This is a genomic window from Streptomyces sp. TLI_185 (assembly GCF_003814765.1).
GTDB lineage: Bacteria > Actinomycetota > Actinomycetes > Streptomycetales > Streptomycetaceae > Streptomyces.
On the sequence record NZ_RKRB01000001.1, the window covers coordinates 4,355,400 to 4,373,639 of the forward strand.

Here is an 18,240-nt window from a genome sequence, read left to right on the forward strand (position 1 = left end):
GGCCGTGTCACTCCACGAGAAACCGGTCTCACTCCACGAACAGCCCCCGCGCGGCCGCCCGTGCGTCGAACTCCTCCAGGCGGGCCTGGGCGTCCGGCAGGTCGTCGCACATCGCCTCCAGCAGGACGCGGCCGAGCAGCATCGGCGCGCAGGCGGTGTCGAAGGCGAGACCCGTGCCGACGGCGGCGGGCAGGAGCAGGTCGGAGACCTTGGCGACGGGCGCGAAGGCCGAGTCGGCGACCGTGACGACCGTCAGGCCGGCCTCCTTCGCGAAGGCCAGCGTGTCCACGACCTCGCGGGGATGCCGGGGCAGCGCGAAGCACAGCAGCGCCGTCGCACCGGCCCGTACGGCGGCCTCGATGCGGTCATGGATCATGGTGCCGCCCTCATGGAGGAGCCGTACGTCCGGGTGGACCTTGGCGGCGAAGTAGCCGAAGCCGTAGGCCTGGGAGGCGGCGGCGCGCAGCCCGAGGACGGGCAGCGGCCGGGATGCCGCCAGCAGACGGCCCGCCTTCTGCACGGGCCGGGGGTCGGCCAGCAGTTCGGCGAGGTGCCTGAGGTTCTCGATCTCGGCCTCCACGGCCTGCTGGTACTCGTTGTACGAGCCGGCGTCCGCGGCCTGTTCGGCGGGGGCGACCTCGCGCAGGTGCTTGCGCAGCGCCGGGTAGCCGTCGAAGCCGAGGGCGACGGCGAAGCGGGTCACGGACGGCTGGCTGACCCCGGCCAGTTCGGCCAGCTCCACGCTGGACAGGAACGGCACGTCGGCGGCCCGCCGCACCATGCTGTGCGCGATGCGCCGCTGGGTCGGCGTCAGCCGGTGCCCCTCGAAGAGCGCCTGCAGCCGCCCCGCCGGACTGTCCACCACGCTCAAGTCCCTCTCCGTGCTCATGACCCGCTCCCCCTCCAGATGTCCGTGAACCGGTCCAGCAGTGCGGCCGCCGCCGTCACGTCCTCCGTGAGCGGCCGGTCGGCCTGGTCGGCCACCAGTACCGACTCGGCGAGCTCCAGCGCCCGGCCCACCGGGAGGCCCGGTTCGGGCCGCAGGTCGCGCTGGCGCAAGGCCCGTACCGCGGCGACCAGTTCGCAGCCCACGACGAGACGGTACGCGCGGCAGGCACGCAGCGTCTGACGTGCGGCGAGCGAGGCGAAGCTGGCCTGTTCCTCGACGCCCCGGGAGAGTACAGCGTGCCCGAGCGAGGCGGGAGCGGAGAAGGCCCGCAGATCACCGAGGGCGGCCCCGGCGGCGTACTCGAGGATCATCACGCCGGAGGAGGCGGGCACCTCGTCGGCGAGGAAAGGCCGCAGGCGGGTGAAGGCGGGCTCGTTGAGCGTGGAGAGGCGGGAGGTCGACAGGCGGGCCACCTGGGTGAGGGACAGCCTGAAGTGGTCCAGCGCGAGGGCGAGCTGGGCCTGGTAGAAGCCGCCGTGGTGGTAGGCGGCCATGTCCTCGGCCGAGATCAGCGGGTTCTCGGCGGCCGCGTTGATCTCGATCGCGACGACCTCCTCCAGGTCGTCCGCCGCGTCCAGTGCGGGGCCGTGGATCTGGGGCAGACAGCGGAAGCCGTACGGGTCCTGGATCCGGCCGAGCGGAGGAGTGGGCCGGTCCGCCGCGCCGATGAACTCCCGCATGCGGCGGGCGACTTCACTGGACCCGCGGTGCGGGCGGGCGGCGTGCACGGGCGCGGCGTATGCCTCGTGCGAGCCGTCCACGGCCAGCAGCGAGAGCGCGCCGACGACCTGGGTGGCCTCCACGAGCCCGCGCAGTTCGTGCAGGGCGAGGGCGGCCTGGCCGAGGGTGAGGGCGTTGCTGCTGATGAAGGCCAGCGCGTCGTTGTTGTCGAGCTGCTGCGGCTTGGGCGCGCCCGGCCCCCGCCAGGGGTGCTCCCCGGCGAGCGCGAGGCCCGCCTGGGCGAGGGCCGCGATGTCGCCGGTGCCGACCGAGCCGAACTCGTTGACGACCGGATGCGCCCCGCTCTCCAGCGCCTCGCACAGCGCCGTGACGACGGTGGGCCTGAGCCCGGCGCCGCCCGCGAGGAGCTGGTTGGCGCGGACGGCGAGCATCGCCCGCACCTCCCGCGCGGGCAGTTCCTCGCCGATCGCGCCGGCATGGCTGCGCAGCAGCCTCAGCCCGTGCTCGGCGGCCGCCTCGGTGGGCACGTCCTCGTTCCGGTTGGCGCCCACTCCGGTGGAGCGGCCGTAGACGCGTCCGGTCGCGGCGATCTGCCGGGCGGCGTCCCAGGACTCCTCGACGCGCCGCATCGCCTCGCTCCCGGGGACGGGCCGCGCAGCCCCGTCGGCGAGGCGCACGACGTCCGCGACGCCGAGACCGACCCCGTCGAGGACGACGAGACCGGTGCCGCCGGAGAACGCCGTCGGCGGCGTGTCCACGATCCGAGACGACATAAGGCCCCAATCTCCCCTCAATACGGACACTCGATCTTGCTCTTCGGTCATCCGTTACCTCGGATTAACACCAACCCGTTGACAACCTATTCAGCTACCAAGAACTCTGCATGACGTTATACAGCCGGGCAAGGGACAACTCATGATCCAGTTCGACGCGGTCCACAAGCGCTTCCCCAACGGCACGACAGCAGTCCACGACCTCTCCCTGGAAATACCGGAAGGGGGCGTGACGGTCCTCGTCGGATCTTCCGGTTGCGGCAAGACGACCACCCTGCGGATGATCAACCGCATGGTGGAGCCGACCTCCGGAACCATCCGGGTCGGCGGCAAGGACGTCACGCAGCAGGACGCCGCCGGGCTGCGCCGCTCCATCGGGTACGTCATCCAGCAGTCGGGCCTCTTCCCGCACCGCACGGTGCTGGACAACATCGCCACCGTGCCGCTCCTGCTCGGCTGGGGCCGCAGGAAGGCCCGCACCCGGGCCGCCGAGCTGCTGGAGACCGTCGGCCTCGCCGCCGACGCCGGCAGGCGCTACCCGCACCAGCTCTCCGGCGGCCAGCAGCAGCGTGTGGGCGTGGCCCGCGCCCTGGCCGCCGACCCGCCCGTCCTGCTGATGGACGAGCCCTTCGGCGCGGTCGACCCGGTGGTGCGCACCCAGCTCCAGGACGAACTCCTGCGCCTGCAGAAGGAGCTGAACAAGACCATCGTCTTCGTCACCCATGACGTCGACGAGGCCGTGCGGCTCGGCGACCAGATCGCGATCTTCCGCACCGGCGGCCACCTGGTGCAGTGCGCGGCACCCGCCGAGCTCCTCGCCCGCCCGGCCGACGACTTCGTGGCCGACTTCCTCGGCGCCGAGCGCGGCCTGAAGCTGCTCTCGCTGACGACTCTCGCGGACGTCCCGCAGGGCCCGGCCCCCGAGGGCGGCGCCTGGGCCCTCGTACTGGACGAGGCACGCAAGCCCCTGCACTGGGCCGGCAAGGACGCCGAACTCCCCGTACGCCCGCTCAAGGACACCGACTCCCTGCTGTCGGCCCTCAACGAGTCGGTCGCCTCCCCCACCGGCCTGATCGCCCGCGTCGACGCGGACGGCGTCCTGACCGGCGTCTCGTCCCGCGACGACATCCACCAGCACGCCGGCCAGGCGCACACGGAAGCCCGGGTGGCCGCATGACCATCGACTGGTCGTGGATAGGCGACCACACCGACGACCTCACCAGCCTCACGGTCTCCCACCTCCAGGCCGCCCTGACCGCCGTCTTCTTCGGCGTCCTGATCTCACTGCCGCTCGCGGTGGTCGCGCACCGGATCCGCCCCCTGCGCGGCTTCCTGCTCGGCTTCTCGAACGTCCTGTTCACGATCCCGTCGATCGCGATCTTCGTGCTCCTGCTGCCGATCAGCGGCCTGACCCGCACCACCACCGTCATCGGCCTGACCGTCTACACCCTGGTCGTCCTGCTGCGGAACACGGTCGAGGGCCTCGACTCGGTCCCCGCCAGGACCAAGGAGGCAGCGAAGGCGATGGGCACGCGCCCGCTGCGCACGCTCCTCACCGTCGAGTTCCCGCTCGCACTCCCCGTGATCATGGCGGGCGTCCGTATCGCGACGGTCATGTCGATCTCCCTGGTCTCCGTCGCGACCTACATCGGCGACGGCGGCCTCGGCCAGCTCTTCACCGACGGCTTCCAGCGCAACTTCCCGACCCCGGTGATCGTGGGCGTGGTCCTCACGATCCTCCTCGCGGTGATCGCGGACGCGCTGCTGGTGGCCCTCCAGTACGCCCTCACCCCGTGGAAGAGGCGGCGAGCCTGAGATGTACGAACTCTTCAAGAACCTCGGCAGCTGGCTGACCAGCGGATCACAGTGGACCGGCCCCGACGGCATCGCCCACCGCCTCGCCGAGCACCTCCAGTACTCCCTCCTCGCGACCCTCATCGCGGCCGCGATCGGCCTCCCCCTCGGCCTGCTGATCGGCCACACCGGCAAGGGCGCCTTCCTCGCGATCAACCTGTCGTCCTTCGGCCGCGCGCTGCCGACCGTCGGCCTGGTCGTGCTGGTCTTCCTGGCCGGCGGCCTGTCGATGCTCCCGGTGTACGTCGCGCTGGTCGCGCTCGCGGTCCCGGCGATCGTCACCAACACCTACGCCGGGATGACGGCCGTCGACCCGGACGTCCGCGACGCCGCCCGCGGCCAGGGCATGCGCGGCCACCAGGTCCTGTTCCAGGTCGAGCTGCCCCTGGCGCTCCCCCTGATCATGACGGGCCTGCGCCTGGCGCTGATCCAGGTCGTCGCCACCGCCACGATCGCCGCGTACGTCTCCTTCGGCGGCCTCGGACGCTACGTCTTCGACGGCCTCGCCCAGCGCGACCTCGTCCAGGTGCTGGGCGGCGCGGTGCTGGTCGCCGTGGTCGCCGTCCTCCTCGACCTGCTGCTGAGCACCCTCCAGCGCTTCCTCTTCCGCCACCGCACCGCCTAGGGACTCTCCGATGAACCGACGCACCCTCCTCGGCGGCCTCTTCGCCGCGGCCTCCGTCCCCGCCCTCTCCGCCTGCGCGAGCGGCATCACCTCCCTCGACAGCCAGGGCTCCGCCTCCGGTGGCGGCGGCTCCAGCAAGGGCGGAGTCACCATCGGCACCGCCAACTTCACCGAGAACCAGGTGCTGGGCTACCTCTACGCGGCCGTGCTCCAGCAGGCCGGTGTGAAGGTGAAGGTCCGCCCCAACCTCGGCACCCGCGAGATCGTGATCCCCGCCCTGAAGAGCGGCGACATCGACCTTCTCCCCGAGTACCAGGGCGCCCTCCTCAACTACCTCGCCCCGAAGGACAATTCGGCGGAGCCCGGCACCATGCAGAACGCGCTCACCCTGGCGATGCCCAACGGCCTCCAGGTCCTGCCGTACGGCCAGGCAGCCGACTCCGACTGTTTCGTGGTCACCCGGCAGACGGCCCGGAAGTACGGCCTGACCACCCTCGCCGACCTGGCGAAGCAGAACGGAAAGCTGGTCATCGGTGCCGCACCCGAGGTGAAGAAGCGCCGGGTGGGCGCGATCGGTCTGAAGGACGTCTACGGCGTGGAGTTCAAGGAGTTCAAGTCGCTCGACTCCGACGGCCCGCTGGTCAAGGGCGCCCTGAAGAAGGGCGACGTGGACGTGGCGAACCTCTTCACCACCGACACGGACATCGCCGCCAACGACTGGGTGGTGCTGTCCGACCCGAAGAACCTCATCCCCAGCCAGCACATCGTCCCGCTCATCGCCGACCGCAAGGCCGACGACAAGGTCCGCAAGGCCCTCGCCAGGCTCGGCAACGTCCTGACCACCGCCCAGCTCACCCAGCTCAACAGCCAGGTCGACAACGACAAGAAGGACCCGGAGGACGTGGCCGACGCGTACGCGAAGCAGCACGGGCTCGCCTGATCAGGAGACCGAGGGATCAAGAGGGGGTATCCCGGCGGCGATGATCTGACGACGAATCAACCAAGTGTCATTAAACGGGCACTCAGGGTGACTGATCGCATGCATACGGTGAATACGCGTTATCAGCACAACACCTGAGGATGCGTCATGGCCTCGAACCGCAGGGCCTTTCTCACCGCCACCGCCGTCGGCGCGCTGGCCGCCGCCCCCGCGTCGGCGGCCTCCGCCGACCCCGACGCCCGGCCCCGCCCACCCGTCACCGCCCGCTCCGCCCTCGCCGAACTGCTCGCCGGCAACCGGCGCTACGCCAACGGTGGATCCCGCCACCCGCACGAGGGCAACGGGCGGCGGCACGCGCTGGCGGCCGGGCAGCACCCGTTCGCGGTGGTCGTCGGCTGCATCGACTCCCGCGTACCGCCGGAACTCGTCTTCGACCAGGGCCTCGGGGACCTGATCTGCATAAGGACGGCCGGCCAGGTGCTGGACGAGGCGGTGCTCGCCTCCATCCAGTACGGCGTCCAGGAACTGCACATCCCGCTGGTGCTGGTGCTCGGGCACGAGCGCTGCGGGGCGGTCGCGGCGACCCTGGACCATCTGCGAACCGGCGCCCCGGTCCCCGGCCATCTGGAGCTGCTGGTGGACGAGATCGCCCCGGCCGCCCTGCGCACCCGGGGCCTGCCCGGCGACTGGGCCGAACACACCATGCGGGCCAACACGGTCTGGGTACGGGACGCGATCCGCGCCGACCCGGCCTTCACTTCGGCGCACATCACCGCGGCACGCTTCGACCTGGACACCGGGCTGGTCTCCCTGCTGCCGTCAACTACCCGGCGTTAAGCGCCGGGCTTGCACAACGGGCATCACTGGCTGTGATGCTGCGTTTGCGTCCAGCCCCACCCCGGCGCGTGTGCTCCGGTGGTGGGGCGGGGGCCGTTGACGGGGCCCCGCGTCGCCACAACTCCCACGCACCGGCGCGGATGTTGCGGGAGCCGTTCCGGTCCGCGTGACCAACGAATCCGCAGGACCGGCACGCGAAACTGCGTGCCCGCGGCATCGAGGCGAGCATCAGCGGCGTCTGCCCGGCCCACCGCAGGGTCCTGGAGTCGTTCGGCGTCCTCCCGGTGAACCCCAGCCCCGACAGGGGGGCTATCCCCAGTGCGGTGAGCGCCCCGGCTCCCTAACGTGGGTTCCCATGACGGGAATGGAGACGGGGATGGACGCGCGGGACGCCGAGGTCAAGAAGGAACTCAACGCCACCCTGCAGGCGCGCAGGGAACTGGGCGAGGAGTACGAGTCGGCGCTGGTCGACTCGTTCCTGGAGAAGGTCGACCAGCGCATCGACGGCGCGGTCGAGCGCCGGGTGCGCAGGCAGCTCGCCGAGCAGCAGATGGTGGTGGCCCGGGGCTCCCGGGCGCCGAAGCCGCCGACGGACTCCTGGGGCGAGCGCTTCGGCTTCGGCATTGTCTCGCTGGTCCTGGCGATCCCGCTGTCCGCGATCGGCGGCGGCATCGGTCATCTGGCCGGCCTGTTCATCACCTGGGCCGGCATCGTCGGTGTGAACGCCTTCTCGGCCGCCCGCGTCAACCCGAACCTCTTCGGCCGCCGTCGCCGTTCCGGCAAGGACGAGGACCGCTGGGAGGACTGACCTCACGCCTGCCGGGTCGGCAGCACCATGATCTGCCGCAGGTTGACGTGCCGGGGACGGCTGCTGACGTAGGCCACGACATCGGCGACCTCCTCGGCCGACAGCGAGCCGAGCGCCTCGACCATCCCCGCCACCTGCTCCTGCAGCGAGTCGCTGTCGATGTGCTGCGCCAGCTCGGTCTCGGTCAGCCCGGGCTCGATGTTGGTGACGCGCACGTCGCGCGGTCCGAACTCGCCCCGCAGGGACTGCGAGAGATAGGTGACGGCGGCCTTGGTCGCCCCGTACACCGCGTAGTTGGGGAACGTGATGTGCGCGCCGATGGACGAGATGTTCACGAGGTCCGCGGTACGGCCGTCCGCGGCCGCGCCCACCAGGTCACCGGTGAAGGCGCGGATCACCCGCAGCACACCGCTGACGTTGGTGTCGAGCATCCGCTGCCACTCGTCGGCCCGCCCGTCGTCGACGGGGTTCGGCAACATGACGCCGGCCGAGTTCACGACCAGGTCGACGGTCCCGTAGGCGGCGTGGATCCGCTCGACGGCCGCGTCCACCGACCCGCCGTCGGTCACGTCGGTGACCACGGCGAGCGCCTGCCCGCCGTTCGCCCGGATCTTCTCCACGATCCCGTCCAGCCGCTCCCGGCGCCGGGCCAGCAGCGCGACCCTGGCGCCCTGCGCGGCCAGCAGCACGGCAACGGCCTCGCCGATCCCGCTCGCGGCCCCGGTGACGACAGCGGTACGGCCGGCCAGGTTCTCGTACGACATGAGTGCTCCTCCGCAAGGAAGTCGCCCGGGTGTTTCCCGGCGACACCGACCACCCTGCGCCACCCGGCGGGCCCTACCCAGGGATGAGCTTTTCCTGGGTCTGCCAGTACCAGGTTCGAACGCCGCCCCTCCCCTACGATCGAACCCATGGACGGGGACCTCGGAGATTTTCTGCGCTCGCGCCGCGCCCGCATCCAGCCCGAGGAGGTGGGGCTGGCGTCACACGGGCGGCGCCGCGTGCCCGGCCTGCGCCGGGAGGAGGTGGCGCAGTTGGCCGGAGTGAGCGTGGACTACTACGTCCGCCTCGAACAGGGCCGCGGCCCGAGCGTTTCGGACGCGGTACTGGACGCCATCTCGCGCGTACTGCGGCTGGACGACGAGGAGCACGCGTACCTGTACGCGGTGGCCCGCCCGCAGAAGAAGCGCGAGCGGCGCCGACCCGCGCCCCGGGTCCGCCCCGGCATCCAGGTGCTGCTCGACGGCATGGCGCACATCCCGGCGTTCGTCCTCGGGCCCGCCATGGACGTCCTGGCCTGGAACGCGCTCGCGGACGCCCTGAGCGGCTTCAGCCGGATGCCGCCCGCCCGGCGCAACGTCGTCCGCCACCTGTTCCTGGACCCCGACGGCCGCAACGTCTACCCCGACTGGGCCGCGGTCGCCGCCCAGACCGTGGCCCATCTGCGGCTGAACGCGGGCGCCCGCCCCGACGACCCCGGCCTGCGCGAACTGGTCGGCGAACTCTCCCTCAAGAGCGAGGACTTCCGCCGCCTGTGGGCCGACCACCAGGTCAAGGCGTGCATGTACGGCGTCAAGCGCGTCCGCCACCCGGTCGCGGGCCTGCTGACCCTCCCGTACGAGTCCCTGTCCCTCCCGTCGGAACCGGACCAGACGATCGTGGCGTACACACCGGAGCCGGGCTCGGAGACGGCGGAAAGGCTTGCCCTGCTGGGGAGTTGGACCAGTACGAGCGCATAGCCCCGCCGAAAAAGATATGCGCGGGGACCGCCGCACCCCCGTTACCGGGGGGCGGGACGACGGCGGTCCCCGCGAGGGACGTCGACCGGGTCAGGCCAGGTCTACGTCCGGGCGTCCATGGAGGTCCGGGAGCCGCTCCGGAGGTCCTTGGACGTTTCGGTGCCGGCCGGGGCGGGGAGCCGCTCCCGCCCTGCCGACACCCACTAATGTGCCGGACCCGTGTTAAGCCGGTGCTGCGTGGACGTGACGCGCTCGTACCACTTCGACGAAGTCCACCGCTTCGGTAGGCAAACGGAAGTTCGCCTCCGGCACCCGCGGTTCACCGGACGTTTGCCGCTACTTCCCGCCCTTGGCAAGGAAGGCCAGCAGGTCCTGCCGGCTGACCACACCGGTCGGCTTGCCCTCGACGAGGACGATCGCGGCGTCCGCGGCACCGAGCACGGACATCAGGTCGCCGACCGGTTCGCCGGAGCCGACCTGGGGCAGCGGGGCGGACATGTGCTTCTCCAGCGGGTCGTCGAGCGAGGCCCGCTTGGTGAACAGGGCGTCGAGCAGCTCGCGCTCCACGACCGAGCCCACCACCTCGGCGGCCATGACGTCGGGGTGACCGGCACCGGGCTTCACGATCGGCATCTGCGAGACGCCGTACTCGCGCAGCACCTCGATGGCCTCGCCGACGGTCTCGTCCGGGTGCATGTGGACGAGGGACGGGATCGCGCCGTGCTCCTTGTCGCTCAGGACGTCGCCGACGCGCGCGCTCGGGCCCTCGTCCTCGAGGAAGCCGTAGTCGGCCATCCACTCGTCGTTGAAGATCTTGCTGAGGTACCCGCGCCCGCTGTCCGGCAGGAGCACCACCACGACGCCGTTCTCGTCCAGCCGCTCGGCGACCCGCAGGGCCGCCACGACCGCCATGCCGCAGGAGCCGCCGACGAGCAGCCCCTCCTCCTTGGCGAGCCGGCGGGTCATCTGGAAGGAGTCCTTGTCGGAGACGGCGACGATCTCGTCGGCGACGGTCCGGTCGTAGGCGGTGGGCCAGAAGTCCTCGCCCACGCCCTCGACGAGATACGGCCGCCCGGAACCACCGGAGTACACGGACCCCTCGGGGTCGGCGCCCACGACCTGGACGCCGCCGTCGCTCACGTCCTTGAGGTACCGCCCGGTGCCGGAGATGGTGCCGCCGGTCCCCACACCCGCCACGAAGTGGGTGATCTTCCCCTCCGTCTGCTCCCACAGCTCGGGGCCGGTGGAGTGGTAGTGGGAGAGGGGGTTGTTGGGGTTGGAGTACTGGTCGGGCTTCCACGCTCCCGGGGTCTCACGCACGAGCCGGTCGGAGACGTTGTAGTACGAGTCCGGGTGCTCGGGATCGACGGCCGTCGGGCAGACGACGACCTCCGCGCCGTACGCCCGCAGCACATTGATCTTGTCCGTGCTCACCTTGTCGGGGCACACGAAGATGCACTTGTACCCCTTCTGCTGCGCCACGATGGCCAGGCCGACGCCGGTGTTCCCGCTGGTCGGCTCCACGATCGTCCCGCCGGGCTTGAGCGCGCCGCTCTCCTCCGCCGCCTCGATCATGCGCAGGGCGATGCGGTCCTTCACGGAGCCGCCGGGGTTGAAGTACTCGACCTTGGCCAGGACGGTGGCCCGGATGCCCTTGGTCACGTTGTTGAGCCTCACCAGCGGGGTGTTGCCGACGAGACTGATCATCGAGTCGTGGAAATGCACCGTTGTCTCCGGATGCTTGCAAAAGAAGTGATCGTGATGGTGGAGCCAGCCTACGGCTCGGGAGGGCCGTTCACTTGTCGTTGAGATTGGCGAACGGTCGGTACGGGGCAAGGAGTGGATGAACGGCTTCGAGGAGGTGGCGTCGACGTATGACGAGCATGTCGAGGGCGAGGGTGGCCCGGCGGATCGCGGCCGGCGCGGCATACGGCGGTGGCGGGATCGGGCTGGCCGGCGCGGCCGCCGTCGGTCTGCTGCTGGCGGAGGTCCGGATGGCCAGACGCCATGTGGGCAACGGCTCGGGCGGCCGGGTCCCCGTGGCGGACGGCCTCTACGGCACCACCTACGCCACCCCCGACGAACCGCCCCTGCGCCTGACGATGCTCGGTGACTCCACGGCCGCGGGGCAGGGCGTGCACCGGGCGGGACAGACACCGGGCGCTCTCCTGGCCTCCGGGCTGTCCGCGGTGGCGGAACGCCCGGTGGAACTCCACAACGTGGCCCTCCCGGGGGCCACGTCCGACGACCTGGACCGCCAGGTGGCCCTGGTCCTGGCGAACCCCGCGCGGGTGCCGGACATCTGCGTGATCATGATCGGCGCGAACGACGTCACCCACCGCATGCCGCCGACCCGCTCGGTCCGCCACCTCTCGTCGACGGTACGGCGGCTGCGGACCGCCGGCGCGGAGGTGGTGGTCGGCACCTGCCCCGACCTGGGCACGGTGGAACGGGTCCAGCAACCCCTGCGCTGGCTGGCCCGCCGGGCCTCCCGCCAACTGGCCGCGGCCCAGACGATCGGCACCGTGGAACAGGGCGGCCGCACGGTGTCGCTGGGCGACCTGCTCGGCCCCGAATTCGAGGCGAACCCCCGCGAACTCTTCGGCCCCGACAACTACCACCCCTCGGCCGAGGGCTATGCCACAGCGGCAATGGCAGTGCTGCCGACGGTCTGCGCGGCCCTGGAACTGTGGCCGGCCGAGGAGGAACGCCCCGACGTCACCCGCCGCGAAGGCTTCCTGCCGGTGGCCAAGGCGGCCGCAGAGGCCGCCTCGGAGGCAGGCACAGAGGTCACAGCAGCCATGCCCACAGGCCCCCGGGCCCCCTGGGCCCTCCTCAAACGAAGGCGCAGGCACCGCGTACCGGAACCGGAACGGGCCCCGGTGCAACAGCCGTCACAGTGATCTCGCCCCCGCCGCCCCTACCCGTCCCGTACCGGGGGCCAGCCCCCGGGCCCCCGCTCCTCAAACGCCGGAGGGGCTGGATTTTGCGGACTGGGGCTGATCTTCGCCGGCCGGGGTTTGATCTTTTCAGCCCGTCCGGCGTTTGAGGACGAGGCCGTCCAGGCCGAAGCGGGGGTCTGGGGGCGCAGCCCCCAGGTACGGGACGGGTAGGGGCGGCGGGGGCGAAAAAAAGCAAGCGCTTAGAAAATTGCGGTCAGGGTCACACAGCGACACCCGTGACCCAGGCCATACGTACGGGTAACTTCCCAACCAGCCCTGCCAGGAAGAACACCCCCGTACGCCAATGGAGCCGTGATGCCTGAAGCCGTGATCGTCTCGACCGCCCGCTCCCCCATCGGCCGCGCCTTCAAGGGCTCGCTCAAAGACCTGCGCCCCGACGACCTCACCGCCACCATCATCCAGGCGGCCCTGGCCAAGATCCCCGAGCTGGACCCCCGCGACATCGACGACCTCCACCTCGGCTGCGGCCTCCCCGGCGGCGAGCAGGGCAACAACCTCGGCCGCATCGTCGCCGTACAGATGGGCATGGACCACCTCCCGGGCTGCACCGTCACCCGCTACTGCTCCTCCTCCCTCCAGACGAGCCGCATGGCCCTGCACGCCATCAAGGCCGGCGAGGGCGACGTCTTCATCTCGGCCGGCGTCGAGATGGTCTCCCGCTACACCAAGGGCAACTCCGACAGCCTCCCGGACACGCACAACCCGCTGTTCGCCGAGGCCGAGGCCCGCACCGAGGCCGTCGCCCAGCAGGAGGGCACCACCTGGCACGACCCGCGCGAGGACGGCCTCGTCCCCGACCCCTACATCGCCATGGGCCAGACCGCCGAGAACCTGGCCCGCATCAAGGGCGTGACCCGCCAGGACATGGACGAGTTCGGCGTCCGCTCCCAGAACCTCGCCGAGGAAGCCATCAAGAACGGCTTCTGGGAGCGCGAGATCACCCCGGTCACCCTCCCCGACGGCACCGTCATCTCCAAGGACGACGGCCCCCGCCCGGGCGTGACCATGGAGGGCGTCCAGGGCCTCAAGCCGGTCTTCCGCCCGGACGGCCTGGTCACCGCCGCCAACTGCTGTCCCCTCAACGACGGCGCCGCCGCGGTCGTCATCATGTCCGACACCAAGGCCCGCGAGCTGGGCCTGACCCCGCTCGCCCGCATCGTGTCGACCGGCGTCTCCGGCCTCTCCCCGGAGATCATGGGCCTCGGCCCGGTCGAGGCCTCGCAGCGGGCCCTGCGCCTGGCCGGCCTCACCATCGACGACATCGACCTGGTCGAGATCAACGAGGCGTTCGCCGCCCAGGTGATCCCCTCCTACCGCGACCTCGGCATCGACCTCGACAAGCTGAACGTCAACGGCGGCGCCATCGCCGTCGGCCACCCCTTCGGCATGACCGGCGCCCGCATCACCGGCACGCTCATCAACTCCCTCCAGTTCCACGACAAGCAGTTCGGTCTGGAGACGATGTGCGTCGGCGGCGGCCAGGGCATGGCGATGGTCATCGAGCGCCTCAGCTGAACCTCTGACCCCTCCAACCCCAACCTCTCGGTAGTCAACACGGCACCCACCGTGAGCAGATGGCCCGGAGTCCGGGAAACCCCGGCCCTCCGGGCCATTTTGTGATCCAATCTCCCCCAGGATGTGACCTATCTCCCTTAGAAGGGGGATTTACGCAGGTCAAGGCCGCTGCGCCACTAAACCCCGGACCCAAAGTCCTGCCCGTTTCGTGACGTTACGCACTGACAGCTGGTTAGTCCGCCCTTCAAGCTGATGTAGGAAGTCGGGGGTCGACTTTGAACCGGGAGTACGTCAGTGAGCGCCATGCCGATCACCTTGCTGGTCATCACGGCCGCCACGGGCGCCGTGGGTGTCGCCGTCCTGCGGACGCTCATGGTGTTGCGCCGTGAGGTCGCGGCACTGCACATCCAGCTCGCCGAGCACCGCACCGCGCGCGGTCTCGTGCCGGCCGCCCGCCCCTCCTCGGAGGCCGACGACATACGCGCCGCGGTGGCCGAGGCGCTCGCCGAGGAGCGTGAGCGCGAACTGGCCGAGGCACGCGCCTTCTGGGCCGCGCAGGAGGCCCGTGACGCCTCCGACGCGCCCTCGCTGCTGGGCCTGGCGGACAGCGAGCTGTTCCTGCCCCGGCAGGCCGATTTCATGGGTCTGGAGCCGGTGAGCGAGCCGACCGCGGACGCCGACGAGTTCGCGGGGGACTCTCCCGAACTGGCCGCGGCCCGCCGCCGCCACCCCTCCCACCCGGACTTCGTCCCGGTCCAGTCACCGGTCGTGAACGACCACGAGCGCACGGTGTCCACCCTCGAGGAACTCGCCGCCTCCCGCGTGGAACTGGCCGATGTCCGCCCGGGCCCCCTGGGCACCCTCGACGTCTACGTCTTCGCCGACGGCACCACCCTCTGCATGACCCCGGGCCACCGCGAAACGGCAGAACGCCTCGCCGCGGCCCTGCGGGCGGGCGAAACCCCGGTCCTGCTGGGCGGTTCGGGCATCTCGGGCGCGTACACGCTGACGTTCGAGTGCGGCGAGGAGAACGTCTACATCCTGGCGGACAGGGTCATAGCGTCCCTCTAGGGATCACACCCCGGCGCGTTTCTGCGCCTCCTCCACCAACCGCACAGCTTCTTCCACCTGGCCCTCGTCACTGAGCACGAGGGCCAAGTCATGCACGGCGACGGTGATTTGGTCGGCGGCGGCGAACATCCCGGCGTCGGGCATCTCCCGCGGCTCCACGCCGGGTTCCTCCACGGCCTGGGCCCGCCGGGCCATCTCCCTCGCCAATTGCAGGGCCTCGGCGGCAGCGCCCCGCTGCAGCCGACTCTGAGGTGCGGCCCTCAAACGGTCGGCAAAGTGATCAACGGCACGAGTCAAGGGCGTCGTATCAACCACGGAGTGGAGCGTACGCGTCGCATCCCGACTGTTGCCAACGGGCGAACGCTCAGGCACGGTGACCTGAAGGACCGGCTTACAACCCCTTTGCGTCCGGAGGCGCCGATGTCCCAAGTCTTCTCCGAGGAGACCCATCGCAACCTGCTCGCCCGCATCCCCCACTGCACCGGCCGTGAAGTCTCCGACTGGCTTCGCGCCGTCGAAGATGGCCCGGCTCTCTTCAACTTCGAGGAGAAGGTCAGCTGGCTCCGCCACGAGCACAATCTGGCGTACGGCCACGCCAAGGCGATTGTTCATGAGTACGACCTGAGGAGGGCCGCGCGCAAATTCCTCTAGGCGCGCACTGTCTGGACGACGGAGAAGGGCCCCGGGTACCACGCGGCGGAAGCCGCATAATGTGACAGCCCGGGGCCCTTCTCATGTCAGCCGAACCAGCCGTACGGCTAGTCGTTGCTGTTGAGGATCGCGATGATCCGCAGGAACTCCATGTAGATCCACACCAGCGTCAGCGTCAGGCCGAAGGCCGCCAGCCACGCCTCGCCCTTCGGCGCGCCGTAGGCGATGCCGTCCTCGACCTGCTTGAAGTCCAGGGCGAGGAAGCAGGCGCCGAGGATGACGCCGATGACGCCGAAGAAGATGCCGAGCCCGCCGCTGCGGAAGCCGAGGCCGTCACCGCCGCCGAAGACGGCGAACAGCATGTTCACCATCATCAGCAGCACGAAGCCGAGCGCGGCCGCCATCACGAAGCCGTAGAAGCGGCGGTTGACGCGGATCCAGCCGGCCTTGTAGGCGACCAGCACCGCGGCGAAGACCGCCATCGTGCCGATCACGGCCTGCATGGCCGCGCCGCTCGCGATGCGGTTGTCGACGATGCTGGAGACGACGCCGAGGAAGACACCCTCGAACGCCGCGTACGAAAGGATCAGCGCCGGCGAGGCCGTGCGCTTGAAGGACTGGACGAACGCCAGGACCATGCCGATCAGCGCGGCGCCGATGCCGATGCCGTAGGACCGGCTGATGTTGGCGTCGTCGACCGGCAGCAGCGCCCAGGCGAGCGCGGCCGTCACGATCAGCGTGCCGAGCGTCGTCGCCGTGCGCAGGACGACGTCGTCCATCGTCATCCGGCCGGTGGTGGCCGGCGCCTGCGGCGGGGCGCCCTGCTGCAGGTCCTGCTGGGCGTAGGGGTTCTGGGCGTACGGGTTGCCGGTCGGCTGGGCGTACGGGGTGCCCTGCGTGGTGACGGCGGGTCCCCCGGCCTGCGGCGCGGCGTTGAAGCCCGCGTAGCCGTTGTCGCGGCTGAACCCCCGTCGCGAGAAGACCGGGTTTCTGCTCCTCATTGCACTCCTCCATGGCCGCCGTGCGCGGCCTTGAGCATCAAGGGTAATGGGTAGGCAAAGGATTGACCCTAGTGCTTGGGGAGGATCTTTCCCTCGTCGTGGTGCGCAACACGCTACGCGGATCCGTGATTCCCCTCACCGCGGGGCCCCATTCATGACCAAGCTGCGACATGGCCGGAACCCGTCGGAGATCAGCTGCTTACGCCATCCGTACGCGGCCGTCCGTACGTCAGTGGAGCGGGAAGCCCGTGTACCCCTCGGCGAGGTCGGTCTCGGCCGCCCGCGAGGAGGCGATGCGCTCCAGCCGGGCGAGCTGCAGCCGGTCCTCGAAGGGGGTGGCGTCCGGGGCACGGTGCAGCAGGGTCGTCATGTCGTACGAGAACCGCTCGGCCTGCCAGACCCGGCCCAGACAGGTCTCGGAGTAGGCGTCGAGCAGCTCCGCCGAACCGGTGTCCTTCTGGTGCGTCAGCGCCCGCGCGAACGTCACGACGTCCCCCACGGCCAGGTTCAGCCCCTTCGCCCCGGTCGGCGGCACGATGTGCGCCGCGTCGCCAGCGAGGAAGAGCCGGCCGTACCGCATGGGCTCATGGACGTACGACCGCATGGGGGTCACGGACTTCTGGGTGATCGGCCCGCGCTCCAGCCGCCACCCGTCCTCGGTCTCGAATCGGCGCTCCAGCTCGGCCCAGATCTCCTCGTCGCTCCAGCTCTCGGCGTCCGTGCCCTCGGGCACCTGGAGGTAGAGGCGGGAGACGGACGGGGAGCGCATGGACAGGAGGGCGAAGCCGCGGTCGTGGCGGGCGTAGACGAGCTCGTCGTGCGAGGGCGGCACGTCGGCGAGGATGCCGAGCCAGCCGAAGGGGTACGTCCGCTCGAAGACACGGGAGAGCGAGACGGGGACCGCCTGCCGGGCCACGCCCCAGAAGCCGTCGCAGCCGACGACGTAGTCGCACTCCAGGACGGACTCGCGGCCCTCGTGCCGGAACCGGACGCGCGGCCTGTCGCCGTCCGCGTCCTCGACGGCCAGCGCCTCCGCCTCGAACAGCAGCGGGCCGCCCTCCTTGAGCTGCAGGGCGATGAGGTCCTTGCACACCTCGGTCTGGGCGTACACCATCACGGACCGGCCGCCGGTGAGGGCGGGGAAGTCCACCCGGTGGCGCTTTTTCGCGTACCGCAGCTCGATGCCGTCGTGACGCAGCCCCTCGCGGTCCATGCGCTCCGCGGCGCCGGCCGCGCGCAGCACGTCCACCGTGCCCTGCTCCAGGATCCCGGCGCGCTGGCGCTGCTCGACGTAGGCGCGGTCGCGGCTCTCGAGCACGACCGAGTCGATGCCGGCGTTGTGGAGCAGCCGGGCGAGGAGGAGGCCGGCGGGGCCGGCTCCGATGATGCCGACGGTGGTGCGCATCCCTGCATCCTTTGATCGTCGCGGCGTCGTGATGGCGTCAAGCGAGTTCGTCCAGTGAAATTTACTTCACCAATTTCCTGTCGTGAGTTTCCGTCCGCTCACGCCCGATGTCAACGGGTCGCGCGGTGAAGTCTTCAATGCAGGGTGCAGGGATCGCCACGCATCGACGACATGGTGGTGCCCGGAGCCGGACTTGAACCGGCACGCCCGCGTAGGGGCAGCGAGGTTTAAGCTCGCCGTGTCTGCATTCCACCATCCGGGCAGGCCATGGGCTCCGCGTCGAGGTTCCGAGCCTATCGGGATACATCCCCCGAACAGCCGAACGGGGGACCGATGTTGTCTTATTTTATTGACGTCTGAGGGTGCATCAGCCCATGGAACGGGCCATCCGCACTTGCCAATAGCCTTGCGTGCGACGGTCGGCGGTG

18 protein-coding genes and 1 tRNA gene are annotated in these 18,240 nt (G+C 70.5%); 11 read left to right on the forward strand and 8 right to left on the reverse strand.

From position 1 onward, the window contains the following. Window positions 1-28 precede the first annotated feature (28 nt). Together EDD92_RS19875 and EDD92_RS19880 are read right to left on the reverse strand one after the other, a co-directional pair. On the reverse strand, window positions 29-889 hold the full coding sequence (locus EDD92_RS19875) for a MurR/RpiR family transcriptional regulator (RefSeq protein WP_123965565.1): 861 nt from the start codon (window positions 887-889) through the stop codon (window positions 29-31). Then, window positions 886-2,403: an aromatic amino acid ammonia-lyase gene (locus EDD92_RS19880; protein ID WP_123965566.1), complete on the reverse strand. Its 1,518-nt coding sequence runs from the start codon at window positions 2,401-2,403 to the stop codon at window positions 886-888. Before EDD92_RS19880 ends, EDD92_RS19875 begins: the two co-directional genes overlap by 4 nt. Before the next feature lie 142 nt (window positions 2,404-2,545). Between EDD92_RS19880 and EDD92_RS19885 the strand changes: the two genes are divergently transcribed. From EDD92_RS19885 to EDD92_RS19915, 6 genes are all read left to right on the forward strand, one after another. Continuing rightward, window positions 2,546-3,580: an ABC transporter ATP-binding protein gene (locus EDD92_RS19885; RefSeq protein ID WP_123965567.1), complete on the forward strand. Its 1,035-nt coding sequence runs from the start codon at window positions 2,546-2,548 to the stop codon at window positions 3,578-3,580. Next, complete coding sequence (locus EDD92_RS19890; protein ID WP_123965568.1) at window positions 3,577-4,218, forward strand: ABC transporter permease; 642 nt, start codon at window positions 3,577-3,579, stop codon at window positions 4,216-4,218. Before EDD92_RS19885 ends, EDD92_RS19890 begins: the two co-directional genes overlap by 4 nt. Before the next feature lies 1 nt (window position 4,219). Continuing rightward, on the forward strand, window positions 4,220-4,882 hold the full coding sequence (locus EDD92_RS19895; RefSeq protein ID WP_123965569.1) for an ABC transporter permease: 663 nt from the start codon (window positions 4,220-4,222) through the stop codon (window positions 4,880-4,882). Between the two features lie 10 nt (window positions 4,883-4,892). Beyond that, the gene (locus tag EDD92_RS19900; protein WP_123965570.1) at window positions 4,893-5,822 is read left to right on the forward strand and encodes an ABC transporter substrate-binding protein; all 930 of its coding nucleotides are present in this window, start codon (window positions 4,893-4,895) and stop codon (window positions 5,820-5,822) included. Between the two features lie 147 nt (window positions 5,823-5,969). Further along, the gene (locus tag EDD92_RS19905) at window positions 5,970-6,659 is read left to right on the forward strand and encodes a carbonic anhydrase (RefSeq protein WP_123965571.1); all 690 of its coding nucleotides are present in this window, start codon (window positions 5,970-5,972) and stop codon (window positions 6,657-6,659) included. A 376-nt stretch (window positions 6,660-7,035) separates the two neighbouring features. Next, window positions 7,036-7,467 carry a hypothetical protein gene (locus tag EDD92_RS19915; protein WP_185124426.1) on the forward strand — a complete coding sequence of 144 codons (432 nt, stop codon included), beginning with the start codon at window positions 7,036-7,038 and terminating at the stop codon, window positions 7,465-7,467. A 2-nt stretch (window positions 7,468-7,469) separates the two neighbouring features. On the opposite strand, the gene EDD92_RS19920 is transcribed toward EDD92_RS19915, so the two are convergent. Continuing rightward, a complete protein-coding gene (locus EDD92_RS19920; RefSeq protein ID WP_123965573.1) occupies window positions 7,470-8,231 on the reverse strand; it encodes an SDR family oxidoreductase in 762 nt (253 codons plus the stop codon). A 147-nt stretch (window positions 8,232-8,378) separates the two neighbouring features. Here EDD92_RS19920 and EDD92_RS19925 point away from each other — a divergent pair, with 147 nt between their 5' ends. Next, the gene (locus tag EDD92_RS19925) at window positions 8,379-9,206 is read left to right on the forward strand and encodes a helix-turn-helix transcriptional regulator (RefSeq protein ID WP_123965574.1); all 828 of its coding nucleotides are present in this window, start codon (window positions 8,379-8,381) and stop codon (window positions 9,204-9,206) included. Window positions 9,207-9,542: 336 nt separating this feature from the next. Here the strand turns inward: EDD92_RS19925 and EDD92_RS19930 are convergent, their stop codons facing one another. After that, the gene (locus EDD92_RS19930; protein WP_030941780.1) at window positions 9,543-10,931 is read right to left on the reverse strand and encodes a cystathionine beta-synthase; all 1,389 of its coding nucleotides are present in this window, start codon (window positions 10,929-10,931) and stop codon (window positions 9,543-9,545) included. A gap of 149 nt (window positions 10,932-11,080) precedes the next feature. Between EDD92_RS19930 and EDD92_RS19935 the strand changes: the two genes are divergently transcribed. The 3 genes from EDD92_RS19935 (at window position 11,081) to EDD92_RS19950 (ending at window position 14,755) form a co-directional block, all read left to right on the forward strand. After that, the gene (locus EDD92_RS19935) at window positions 11,081-12,109 is read left to right on the forward strand and encodes an SGNH/GDSL hydrolase family protein (RefSeq protein ID WP_185124070.1); all 1,029 of its coding nucleotides are present in this window, start codon (window positions 11,081-11,083) and stop codon (window positions 12,107-12,109) included. Between the two features lie 354 nt (window positions 12,110-12,463). Then, complete coding sequence (locus tag EDD92_RS19945; protein WP_123965575.1) at window positions 12,464-13,684, forward strand: acetyl-CoA C-acetyltransferase; 1,221 nt, start codon at window positions 12,464-12,466, stop codon at window positions 13,682-13,684. Window positions 13,685-13,978: 294 nt separating this feature from the next. Then, the gene (locus tag EDD92_RS19950; protein WP_123965576.1) at window positions 13,979-14,755 is read left to right on the forward strand and encodes a hypothetical protein; all 777 of its coding nucleotides are present in this window, start codon (window positions 13,979-13,981) and stop codon (window positions 14,753-14,755) included. A 3-nt stretch (window positions 14,756-14,758) separates the two neighbouring features. Here EDD92_RS19950 and EDD92_RS19955 read toward each other — a convergent pair whose 3' ends face one another. Beyond that, complete coding sequence (locus EDD92_RS19955) at window positions 14,759-15,070, reverse strand: hypothetical protein (protein ID WP_185124071.1); 312 nt, start codon at window positions 15,068-15,070, stop codon at window positions 14,759-14,761. Window positions 15,071-15,175: 105 nt separating this feature from the next. On the opposite strand from EDD92_RS19955, the gene EDD92_RS19960 reads away from it, so the two are divergent. Beyond that, window positions 15,176-15,406: a DUF4287 domain-containing protein gene (locus tag EDD92_RS19960; RefSeq protein WP_030941790.1), complete on the forward strand. Its 231-nt coding sequence runs from the start codon at window positions 15,176-15,178 to the stop codon at window positions 15,404-15,406. Between the two features lie 107 nt (window positions 15,407-15,513). Here the strand turns inward: EDD92_RS19960 and EDD92_RS19965 are convergent, their stop codons facing one another. The 3 genes from EDD92_RS19965 to EDD92_RS19975 all read right to left on the reverse strand — a co-directional run bounded on the left by EDD92_RS19965 (window position 15,514) and on the right by EDD92_RS19975 (window position 18,074). Continuing rightward, window positions 15,514-16,407, reverse strand: a complete 894-nt coding sequence (locus EDD92_RS19965; RefSeq protein WP_123965577.1) for a Bax inhibitor-1/YccA family protein — start codon at window positions 16,405-16,407, stop codon at window positions 15,514-15,516. Between the two features lie 229 nt (window positions 16,408-16,636). Continuing rightward, entirely contained in the window at window positions 16,637-17,812 is a 1,176-nt protein-coding gene (locus EDD92_RS19970) for a 4-hydroxybenzoate 3-monooxygenase (protein ID WP_123965578.1), read from the reverse strand. 175 nt (window positions 17,813-17,987) lie between these two features. Next, window positions 17,988-18,074: transfer RNA gene (locus tag EDD92_RS19975), tRNA-Leu, on the reverse strand. Window positions 18,075-18,240 lie beyond the last annotated feature (166 nt).